Raw genomic sequence first — 10,419 nt, 5'->3', positions numbered from 1 at the left:
TCAGGCAGTCCGTACAGATTTACAACCAGGAACGACCGCACCACTCGCTAAAATACAAAACGCCCGACGAAGTTCATCGAGCGTTTCTAGCTGCTATGTAGGTGTCAACCTAAGGCAGGACGGGTCACGGCGCTTTTAATTCATCCGGCTCATGAAACCGTGCGATTGCGTACGCGCTCCGGCGCGAGCACGGTCGGCAGCGCCTTGGGCAGCGAGTTCGGCCAGTCGCGGCTGTAGTGCAGGCCACGGCTCTCGCGGCGCGAGCGCGCGCTTTCCACGATCAGCGAAGCGACTTCGACGAGGTTGCGCAATTCCAGCAGGTCGCGCGTGACGCGAAAATTCGCGTAGTACTCGAGAATTTCATCGCGCAGCAGGGCGATGCGATGTTGGGCGCGCTCGAGCCGCTTGTCGGTGCGCACGATGCCGACGTAATTCCACATCAGCCGGCGCAGCTCGTCCCAGTTGTGGGCCACGACGACTTCCTCGTCGGAATCCGAGACGCGGCTTTCGTCCCAGTCGGGCAGCGGCGCATGCGCGCCCGCACTGAACCCTTCCGCCTCGATCGCCGCGGCCGCCGAGCGGCCGATCACGAGGCACTCGAGCAGCGAGTTGCTCGCGAGGCGGTTCGCGCCGTGCAGGCCCGTGTACGAGGTCTCGCCCACGGCGTAGAGGCCCGCGAGATCGGTACGCCCGGCCAGGTCGGTGACGACGCCGCCGCAGGTGTAGTGCGCGGCCGGCACCACGGGAATCGGCTCCTTCGTGATGTCGATGCCGAATTCGCGGCAGCGCGCGAGGATGGTCGGGAAATGTTCCTCGAGAAACGCTGGCGGCTGATGGCTGATGTCGAGATGCACGCAGTCGATGCCGTGCTTTTTGATCTCGAAGTCGATCGCGCGGGCGACGATGTCGCGCGGCGCCAGTTCGGCGCGCGCGTCGTGCGAGGGCATGAAGCGGGTGCCGTCGGGCAGGCGCAGCACGCCGCCTTCGCCGCGCACGGCTTCCGAAATCAGGAACGACTTGGCGTGCGGGTGGAACAGGCAGGTGGGGTGGAACTGGATGAACTCCATGTTCGCCACCCGGCAGCCCGCGCGCCACGCCATGGCGATGCCGTCGCCGGTGGCCGTGTCGGGGTTCGTCGTGTACAGATACACCTTGCCCGCGCCGCCCGTGGCGAGCACCGTGTGCGGCGCCTGAATCGTCACCGTGCGGTCGTTTTTCAGATCGAGCGCATAGAGGCCGTGGCAGCGACGGCCCGGCAGACCCAGCCGGTCGGAAGTAATGACGTCGATCGCCTGATGGTCTTCGAGGATCGTGATGTTCGGGTGCGAGCGCGCACGCTCGAGCAGCGTTTGCACGACCGCGTGGCCGGTGGCGTCGGCGGCGTGGATGATGCGGCGATGGCTGTGGCCGCCTTCGCGCGTGAGGTGAAAGCCGAGTTCGGCGGCGGCGTCCTTCGTGAACGGCACGTCCTGGGCAATCAGCCATTCGATGGCCGTGCGGCCATGCTCGACGATGTAGCGCGTGGCCGCCTCGTCGCACAGGCCGCCGCCGGCGACGAGCGTATCGTCCACGTGGTTCTCCACGCTGTCGGCCGAATCGAGCACGGCGGCAATGCCGCCCTGCGCGCGGTCACTTGCACCTTCGGTCATCGCGCGCTTGGCGATGATCACGACGCGACGCGAACCGGCGAGATTCAGCGCGACGCTCAGTCCTGCGAGGCCGCTGCCGACGATCGCTACATCGAAATTCATGATCCTGCTTCTCCGTCTCTCTTGTTCTACGCTTTCTGGCCGCCGCGTTTGCCGCAGTCCTGCGCCGTCATGGCATATGACACGCGTGTGGCAGCCGGTATAAAGCGGGAAGCATACTCCGAGAGAGGAGCGAACGGAAAGCGCCAGTTTGGGCGCCGCCGTTAAAACACCGTTGCAGCGCGCGAACCGGGGCAGGGCGGGCGTGCAAAAAGAAAAACCCCGCTAAAAAGCGGGGTTTTTCTGTCTTCGTCAGGCTAGAAACCCGATCAATTACTTGATCTTGGTTTCCTTGTACTCGACGTGCTTGCGAACAACCGGGTCGAACTTCTTGATCGACATTTTTTCCGGCATGTTGCGCTTGTTCTTCGTGGTGGTGTAGAAGTGACCCGTACCTGCGGTCGATTCCAGCTTGATCTTGTCGCGGACGCCCTTGGCCATGATTTACTCCTTACAGTTCGCCGCGTGCGCGCAGGTCTGCGAGCACGGAATCGATGCCGTTCTTGTCGATCAGGCGCAGGCCTGCGTTCGAGATGCGCAGACGCACCCAACGGTTTTCGCTTTCAACCCAGAAACGGCGGTTTTGCAGATTCGGGAGGAAACGGCGCTTGGTTTTGTTGTTAGCGTGGGAAACGTTGTTGCCGCTCATCGGCGCTTTCCCAGTGACTTGGCATACACGTGCCATGAGACACTCCTACGGAAATTCTGAGTTCGAGAGCCGCTTAAGTTTCCCAGGCGAGAAATGGCCGGAATAAGAGCGCGCTCACGTATGGATGAGAGACAACCTCGAACCCAGGCCATATTTCCCCTGGAACGCCTCGATGGGCTTCGGAACAGGGTTGGAAATAGGCAAACCGTAATTCTAGCAGAAAAAGTCCTGGAAAATCAAACCCGATTTGCACATGGTGTTGTGTGCCGCCGCGCCTCGCGCTTGTGTTGCCTCAGCTCCAGCCTTGGCGCGCGAAGGAAAACGTCTCCCGGGTGCCGATGACCAGGTGATCGATGAGTTGAACCTCCACGAGTGCCAGCGTTTCGCGCAACACCCGCGTGAGGCGCCGGTCGCTCGCGCTCGGCTGCACCGCGCCCGAAGGGTGATTATGGGCGACGATCAGGCTCGCGGCGTTGAGCGTCAGCGCGCGCCGCACGATTTCGCGAGGATACACCGCCATGCGTGTGAGCGAGCCGCGCGAGCTTTCCTCCGTGCGGATCAGCCGATGGCGCGCATCCAGAAAGAGGCAAACGAACACCTCGTGCGGCCGCCCGCCGATCAGGAGGCGCAAATAGTCCTCGACCGCTCCGGGGGAGTCGACGAGCGGCTTGTCGTCGAGCGCTTGCGCAAGCGCCCGCCGCGCGAGTTCCGTCACCGCTTGCAGCATCGCGGCTTTTGCGGGCCCGATGCCGCGCAGGGCCTCGAATTCTTCGGGCGGCGCGTCGAGCATGGCGCGCAGCGAGCCGAATTGGGCCAGCAGCGTGCGCGCCACCTCGAAGACATCGTGGCCCGGCAAGCCGAAGCCGAGCAGGATCGCGAGCAACTCCACGTCCGAGAGCGCGGCGGCGCCGGCCGAGCGCAGTCGCTCGCGGGGCATATCGCGGCGCGGTGCCGCAGGCGCCGCGTTCTCGTGGGTCGAGACCGCGGGCGCTGCCGGAGCGGGGCGGGCGCCGCCGCGGGGGCCGCGCTCCGCGCAGCCTGGACCGGGCAGGCGGACGGCGAGGGCGCCGCCGACGGTATCGGGCGCCGTGTCCAGCATGCAGGCGAGTTCCCTCATGGCAATCTCCACAGACAAATAAGGCGTGCGTGGCGCGCGCGAGTGCGAGCGTTGGCAGTGCACAATCGTGCCGCGACCGCCTCAGCCAAGTGGCTTACAATAGATGCTTTCCGGCCGCCCGAGGCAGGCCGGACCGGCGCCTTGCGGCGCGCACGCGCGAAGCGCGCGTTACGACGAAATGAGTTACGCATGAGCATCATCGACATCTCCGAAGTGAAATCCGGTTCCCACGTGACGCTGAATTACCGGCTTTCACTCGCCGATGGCACCGAAATCGTCAATACCTTTGTCGACCGTCCCGCCACCCTGCTGATGGGCGCCGGCCAGCTTGCGCCGCCGCTGGAAGAGATTCTGCAGGGCCTGAAGGTGGGTCACCACTCGACCTTTCAGCTAGAACCCGGCGTCGCTTTCGGCCAGCGCAACCCCGACCTGATCCAGCGCGTCTCGCTCAAGACCCTGCGCGAGAACGGCATGATCGGCGAGGAGTTCAGCCCGGGCGACCTGATCGAATTCAATGCTCCCAACGGCGGGCGCTACGCGGGTGTGCTCAAGGAAGTGAACGAGACCTCCGCCCTGTTCGATTTCAACCACCCGCTCGCTGGCCAGGCGGTTGCGTTCGAAGTGCAAATCATCGGAATCCTTTAAAGCCCATGACCAACACGGACACGTCCCTCATCGCAGAACTGGCCGACGCGGAAATCCTGCTCGCCCAGCCGCGCGGCTTTTGCGCCGGCGTCGATCGGGCCATCGAGATCGTCGAGCGCGCCATCCAGCTTCACGGCGCACCGATCTACGTACGTCACGAAATCGTCCACAACGCCTATGTCGTCGAAGACCTGCGCAAGAAAGGGGCGATCTTCATCGAGCAGCTCGAAGAGGTGCCGTCCGGCAACACGGTGATTTTCAGCGCGCACGGCGTCTCCAAGTCGGTGCGCGCCGACGCTGAGGCGCGCGGCCTGCGCGTCTACGACGCGACCTGCCCGCTCGTCACGAAGGTGCACGTGGAAGTCGCGAAAATGCGCGACGAAGGGCTCGACATCGTCATGATCGGGCACAAGGGCCATCCGGAAGTGGAAGGCACCATGGGGCAGGTGGCCGAGGGCATGTACCTCGTCGAAGACATTGCCGATGTCGAGGCGCTCAAGCTGCGCGACCCGCAGCGCGTGGCGTTCGTCACGCAGACCACGCTCTCGGTGGACGACGCCGCGGAAATCATCGCGGCGCTCAAGGCCCGTTTTCCGGCCATTCGCGAGCCGAAGAAGCAGGACATCTGCTACGCCACGCAGAATCGCCAGGACGCCGTCAAGTTCATGGCGCCGCAGTGCGACGTCGTGATCGTGGTGGGCAGCCCGAACAGTTCTAATTCGAACCGGTTGCGTGAAGTGGCCGAGAAGCGCGGCATTCCTGCCTATATGGTGGATGCGCCTGAGCAGATCGACCCCCAGTGGCTCGCCGGCAAGCGCCGGATCGGCCTGACGGCCGGAGCGTCGGCTCCCGAAGCGCTCGCTCAGGAGATCATTCGCCGCCTGCACGAACTTGGTGCGCGCAACGTGCGTGCGCTCGAAGGCATCGAGGAGAACATTGCATTCCCGTTGCCGCGCGGACTCGGTCAGCCAGGCTGACGCCTCCCGCACTCCGCGAGAACGCGCCCATGGGGCGCGTTTTTTTATACCTGTGACAGATGCGGCGCGCCAATAATAAGGGTCGCATGATGAGAAGAGGCAGGTTAACCTCACATTGGCCGGGTGCTCTTATTAGTGTTTTCTCTAGCGTGCAGGGTCGAATTGCGTGGTATGACCCCGAATTTATGGGGCAATTGGCACGCTTTCGACACGAATGCACCGCGTCGGAGCGGCATTATTATGCCCTCCCTTAAATATCCTTCATTTGAACCAATGCCCGCCCGACAAGGCATTGCGGCCATTATCTGCAACACATGATGCGATGCCCGTCGATTTTTGGTGCAACTGGTGCACGAAAATGCGGCGCAACCTGCGGTGCAACCCATCTCGGGTGGTTATCTAAAAATATGGTTGCAATGCAGGAAAACCCTGCCGGCTCAACAATATTGCCCGTCGCATAATTGGCGTTACAATGCGCGCGTTCTGAAGGCTGGACATCCCATGAGAAGGCCATCAGGCAAGCATTTCGGAAGGCGCAGGAGACCTGATTAATGCGATTCAAGTCGGCTTTTGCCGCGTCATCGATCAATGCGGTTGCGCCCCGCCACACGTGGCACAGCCGCAATGTCGAGACGGGCACGAGCGCAACATCGATCATTTCTGGCATGCAGATTGCTTTTGCATGCACCGGCGTTGTCACGCCGGTTCGCCGCCTGGGCGCGACGGATCTCGCAGCTGAGATCCCGCAGTGCGCGGGTGGCCGGGGTGAGGGAGTCATGGCGTTTGACGCATTCGCGTTTGTCGGCCGCAAGGCTCGCCGCGAATACGCCAACGTGAATATGACGCGTAGTTGATTGAACCCGACGGCACCGAACCATCCGACGGTGCCGTTTTTGCATCCGCTTTTGGCGAGCCTGCCGCTGCAACACAGCGGCAACGCAAACCAGGGCGGCCAACCGTTACCGGTTTTTACTTCAATACCCGAAAGTGTCGTTGCGGTTCCGTAAAACATCGCCCACCGGCCGATGACGAGCGCGAATCCGGTTGCACGGGCTAAGGAGCATTAAATGGATATTTTCATCCAGCAGATCCTGAATGGGCTGGTGCTTGGCAGCATCTACGCCATCATCGCACTGGGCTACACCATGGTGTACGGGATTCTGGGCATCATCAACTTCGCGCACGGCGACGTGCTCATGGTGGGCGCCATGGTCGCGCTCTCCGCGATCAACGTGCTCCACAATCACTTCCCGGGCCTCGGGAACATCCCCACGCTGTGCATTGCACTCGCGGTTGCCGCGGTCGTGTGTGCGGTCGTCGGGTACACGATCGAAAAGGTCGCGTACCGGCCGCTGCGTCGCGCGCCGCGCCTCGCGCCGCTGATCACCGCGATCGGGGTGTCGATCCTGCTGCAGACGCTCGCCATGATCATCTGGGGCCGCAATCCGCTCGCGTTCCCCCAGCTCATCTCGACCGATCCGATCAACGTCGTCAAGCCGACTGAAACCGGCGTGGGTGCCGTGATCTCGATGACGGAAATCGTCATCATCGTCGTCGCGTTCGTCGTGATGGCGGGTCTCCTGCTCCTCGTGCACAAGACCAAGCTCGGCCGCGCCATGCGCGCCATCGCCGAGAACCCGAACAACGCTTCGCTGATGGGCGTGAACCCGAACTTCGTGATCTCGGCCACGTTCATGATCGGCTCGGCGCTCGCCGCGCTGGCCGGCGTGATGATCGCCTCGGAATACGGCAACGCGCACTTCTACATGGGTTTCATCCCCGGCATGAAGGCCTTCACGGCCGCCGTGCTGGGCGGCATCGGCAACCTCGGCGGCGCGATGGTCGGCGGCGTGGTGCTCGGCCTGATCGAGCAGCTCGGCGCAGGCTACATCGGCAACCTGACCGGTGGGGTGTTCGGCAGTAACTATCAGGACGTCTTCGCATTCATCGTGCTGATCGTCGTGCTCGTGTTCCGTCCGTCGGGGCTGCTGGGCGAACGTGTCGCGGACCGCGCATAAGAGGGAGTAACACAACATGACTTCAATTCAACCGATCGAGCCGTCGACGACGCTCATCCCCGAAAAGAACATGACGAAGACCCTCACGGTCGGCATCGTGACGGCCATCGTCGTGGCAGCGCTCCCCTTCGTGGTGGGCGCCGCGGGCGGCAACTACTGGGTGCGCGTGCTCGACTTCGCGATGCTGTACGTGATGCTCGCGCTGGGCCTGAACGTGGTGGTGGGCTTCGCCGGCCTGCTGGACCTGGGCTATATCGCGTTCTACGCGGTGGGCGCCTACGTGGCCGCGCTGCTCACGTCGCCGCACCTGACCACGCAGTTCACGTGGATCGCCAACATGTTCCCGAACGGGCTGCATACGCCGTACTGGATCGTTGTGCCGTGCGCCATGGCGCTCGCCGCGATCTTCGGCGTGCTGCTCGGCGCGCCGACTCTGCGTCTGCGTGGCGACTACCTCGCCATCGTGACCCTGGGCTTCGGGGAAATTGTTCGTATCTTCATGAACAACCTCGACCGTCCGGTGAACATCACCAACGGGCCGCAGGGCATTACCGGCGTCGCGCCGCTGCAGGTGTTCGGCTTCAATCTCGCGCAGCCGCACGAGATCCTGGGCTTCACGTTCACGTCGGTCTACATGTACTACTACGTGTTCGTGATCTGCGCGCTGCTCGTGATCTGGGTGTGTACGCGTCTGCAGCACTCGCGTATCGGCCGCGCATGGGCCGCGATCCGCGAGGACGAAATCGCCGCCAAGGCCATGGGTATCAACACCCGTAACGTCAAGCTGCTCGCGTTCGCGATGGGCGCGTCGTTCGGCGGTCTGTCGGGCGCGATGTTCGGCGCGTTCCAGGGCTTCGTGTCACCGGAATCGTTCACGTTCTGGGAATCGGTCGTCGTGCTCGCCTGCGTGGTGCTGGGCGGCATGGGCCACATCCCCGGCGTGATTCTCGGCGCCGTGCTGCTCGCCATTTTCCCGGAGTTCCTGCGCTCGACGATGGGCCCGCTCCAGCACATGCTGTTCGGCCACGAAGTCGTCGATACGGAAGTCATTCGCCAGCTGCTCTACGGCCTCGCCATGGTCGTCATCATGCTGTATCGCTCGGAAGGCCTGTGGCCGGCGGCGAAGCACGAAGACAAGATCGCGAAGATCGCCAAGCGTGCCAGCAAGAAGCCGGTTCGCGCATAAGGACAGGGAGAACACCACATGAGCAACAAAGCTATCCGCCTGTCCGTGAAGGGCGTGAACAAGCGCTTCGGCGGCCTGCAGGCGCTGTCCGACGTCGGCCTGCAGATCGAGGAAGGCACGATCTACGGCCTGATCGGCCCGAACGGCGCCGGCAAGACCACGTTCTTCAACGTGATTACCGGTCTGTACACGCCTGATTCCGGCGAATTCAAGCTCGACGGTACGGCCTACACGCCGACCGCTGTCTATCAGGTAGCGCAGGCGGGCATCGCTCGTACCTTCCAGAACATTCGCCTGTTCGGCGGCATGACCGCGCTCGAGAACGTGATGGTCGGCCGCCACGTGCGCACGAAGCACGGCCTGCTCGGCGCTGTGTTCCAGACGCCCTCGGAGCGTCAGGAAGAGCGCGAGATCAAGGAACGTGCGATCGAGCTGCTCGAATACGTGGGCATCGCTCAATACGCCGACTACACCTCGCGCAACCTCTCGTACGGCCACCAGCGCCGTCTGGAAATTGCGCGCGCACTCGCGACCGATCCGAAGCTGCTCGCGCTCGACGAGCCGGCAGCCGGCATGAACGCGACCGAGAAGGTCGAACTCACGCGCCTGCTCGACAAGATCCGCGCCGATGGCAAGACCATCCTGCTGATCGAGCACGACGTGAAACTGGTGATGGGCCTGTGCAACCGGATGACAGTGCTCGACTATGGCAAGGTGATCTCCGAAGGGCTGCCGCAAGACGTGCAGAAGGACCCGAAGGTGATCGAGGCATATCTGGGTGCGGGGGTTCACTGATGTCGACATCGGTTCTGAAAATCAAGGGTCTGCAGGTCAACTACGGCGGGATCCAGGCAGTCAAGGGCGTGGACATGGAAGTTCGCCAGGGCGAACTCGTCACGCTGATCGGCGCGAACGGCGCGGGCAAGACCACGACGATGAAGGCCATCACGGGCCTGAAGCCGTACTCGGCTGGCGACATCGAGTACATGGGCCAGTCGATCAAGGGCGTGCCCGCGTATGAACTGCTCAAGCGCGGCCTCGCGATGGTGCCGGAAGGCCGCGGCATCTTCGCGCGCATGTCGATCCTCGAAAACATGCAGATGGGCGCGTACCTGCGCAGCGACAACGACGGCATCCAGAAGGACGTCGAGCGCATGTTCGGCTTCTTCCCGCGCCTGAAGGAACGCGCCACGCAGCTCGCAGGCACGCTCTCGGGCGGCGAGCAGCAGATGCTGGCCATGGCGCGCGCGATCATCAGCAAACCGAAGCTTCTCTTGCTCGACGAGCCTTCGATGGGTCTCTCGCCGATCATGGTCGAGAAGATCTTCGAAGTGGTGCGTACGATCTCGTCGGAAGGCATCACGGTGCTGCTCGTGGAGCAGAACGCACGTCTCGCGCTGCAGGCAGCGAATCGCGGCTACGTGATGGATTCGGGCCTCGTGACGATGGAAGGCGAGGCCAAGCAGATGCTCGACGATCCGAAGGTGCGCGCGGCGTACCTGGGCGAGTAAGCAGCATTGCGCAGCGGTCCGCGCGGCCGCAGCAAAACAAAAGCCGCATGGGTGCGAAACCTATGCGGCTTTTTTCGTGGCGTCGATCGATGAGGCTCAGGCGAGCGCTTCGGACTCCTGCACGGCGAGGCGCTTGCCGAGACTCACCACGGCATCGGTGCGATAGCCGAGCTGCTCGTAGAACGCGAGAACCTCGGCCTTGTCGGTGAGCACCTGAAGGTTGAGCTTGAGGCACCCCAGCGCGGCGAGCGCGCTTTCCGCATGGCGCACGAGCCGCGTGCCGAGGCCGTGGCGCCGTGCATCGGGCGCCACGGCGACCGAATAGAGCCAGCCGCGATGCCCGTCGTAACCGGCCATGGCCGTGCCGAGGAGCGCGCCGTCGACGTCGCGCGTGGCGACGAAGAACAGTTCCGGCTGCGTGCCGAGCTTGTTCGCGATCGACAGACGCGGATTGCGATGCGGCCGGCTCGCATCGTTGTACTCGGGAAACGCCTGCCGCCAGAGCGCGATTACCGCTTCGGTATCGGCTTCGCTGAACACGCGGATCGTGGCGGACATCGCTCGTGCT

General features: G+C 63.3%; 13 protein-coding genes. 8 read left to right on the top strand and 5 right to left on the bottom strand.

Translation table 11 applies throughout. The features are described from left to right. On the top strand, positions 1–101 hold a 101-nt coding region (locus AB4Y44_RS19135; protein WP_342923703.1), incomplete at its 5' end, for an integrase core domain-containing protein. 48 nt (positions 102–149) lie between these two features. On the opposite strand, the gene nadB is transcribed toward AB4Y44_RS19135, so the two are convergent. The 4 genes from nadB to radC all read right to left on the bottom strand — a co-directional run bounded on the left by nadB (position 150) and on the right by radC (position 3,514). Continuing rightward, a complete protein-coding gene (gene nadB / locus AB4Y44_RS19130; RefSeq protein WP_342921097.1) occupies positions 150–1,751 on the bottom strand; it encodes an L-aspartate oxidase in 1,602 nt (533 codons plus the stop codon). A gap of 270 nt (positions 1,752–2,021) precedes the next feature. Beyond that, positions 2,022–2,189: a 50S ribosomal protein L33 gene (gene rpmG, locus AB4Y44_RS19125; protein WP_027794136.1), complete on the bottom strand. Its 168-nt coding sequence runs from the start codon at positions 2,187–2,189 to the stop codon at positions 2,022–2,024. A gap of 10 nt (positions 2,190–2,199) precedes the next feature. Next, on the bottom strand, positions 2,200–2,433 hold the full coding sequence (rpmB, locus tag AB4Y44_RS19120) for a 50S ribosomal protein L28 (RefSeq protein WP_027794135.1): 234 nt from the start codon (positions 2,431–2,433) through the stop codon (positions 2,200–2,202). Between the two features lie 256 nt (positions 2,434–2,689). Further along, positions 2,690–3,514, bottom strand: coding sequence for a DNA repair protein RadC (radC, locus tag AB4Y44_RS19115; protein WP_368700540.1), 825 nt, complete (start codon positions 3,512–3,514; stop codon positions 2,690–2,692). A gap of 189 nt (positions 3,515–3,703) precedes the next feature. On the opposite strand from radC, the gene AB4Y44_RS19110 reads away from it, so the two are divergent. From AB4Y44_RS19110 to AB4Y44_RS19080, 7 genes are all read left to right on the top strand, one after another. Beyond that, positions 3,704–4,159, top strand: coding sequence for a peptidylprolyl isomerase (locus tag AB4Y44_RS19110; protein ID WP_028205261.1), 456 nt, complete (start codon positions 3,704–3,706; stop codon positions 4,157–4,159). Positions 4,160–4,164: 5 nt separating this feature from the next. Next, positions 4,165–5,136 carry a 4-hydroxy-3-methylbut-2-enyl diphosphate reductase gene (gene ispH / locus AB4Y44_RS19105; protein ID WP_342921096.1) on the top strand — a complete coding sequence of 324 codons (972 nt, stop codon included), beginning with the start codon at positions 4,165–4,167 and terminating at the stop codon, positions 5,134–5,136. A gap of 551 nt (positions 5,137–5,687) precedes the next feature. Then, on the top strand, positions 5,688–5,990 hold the full coding sequence (locus AB4Y44_RS19100) for a hypothetical protein (protein ID WP_368700539.1): 303 nt from the start codon (positions 5,688–5,690) through the stop codon (positions 5,988–5,990). A 213-nt stretch (positions 5,991–6,203) separates the two neighbouring features. Further along, on the top strand, positions 6,204–7,154 hold the full coding sequence (locus AB4Y44_RS19095) for a branched-chain amino acid ABC transporter permease (protein WP_342921094.1): 951 nt from the start codon (positions 6,204–6,206) through the stop codon (positions 7,152–7,154). Between the two features lie 16 nt (positions 7,155–7,170). Beyond that, the gene (locus tag AB4Y44_RS19090; protein WP_133185790.1) at positions 7,171–8,340 is read left to right on the top strand and encodes an ABC transporter ATP-binding protein; all 1,170 of its coding nucleotides are present in this window, start codon (positions 7,171–7,173) and stop codon (positions 8,338–8,340) included. A gap of 18 nt (positions 8,341–8,358) precedes the next feature. After that, positions 8,359–9,135: an ABC transporter ATP-binding protein gene (locus tag AB4Y44_RS19085; RefSeq protein WP_069262747.1), complete on the top strand. Its 777-nt coding sequence runs from the start codon at positions 8,359–8,361 to the stop codon at positions 9,133–9,135. Continuing rightward, on the top strand, positions 9,135–9,851 hold the full coding sequence (locus AB4Y44_RS19080; protein ID WP_112173207.1) for an ABC transporter ATP-binding protein: 717 nt from the start codon (positions 9,135–9,137) through the stop codon (positions 9,849–9,851). Before AB4Y44_RS19085 ends, AB4Y44_RS19080 begins: the two co-directional genes overlap by 1 nt. Before the next feature lie 96 nt (positions 9,852–9,947). Here the strand turns inward: AB4Y44_RS19080 and AB4Y44_RS19075 are convergent, their stop codons facing one another. Further along, entirely contained in the window at positions 9,948–10,409 is a 462-nt protein-coding gene (locus AB4Y44_RS19075) for a GNAT family acetyltransferase (protein ID WP_342921093.1), read from the bottom strand. Between the last annotated feature and the right edge of the window lie 10 nt (positions 10,410–10,419).

Source organism: Paraburkholderia sp. BR10937, assembly GCF_040965695.1.
Classification (GTDB): domain Bacteria; phylum Pseudomonadota; class Gammaproteobacteria; order Burkholderiales; family Burkholderiaceae; genus Paraburkholderia.
Note: the sequence above shows the minus strand (reverse complement) of the source record. Positions and strands in the feature narration are given on the sequence as shown.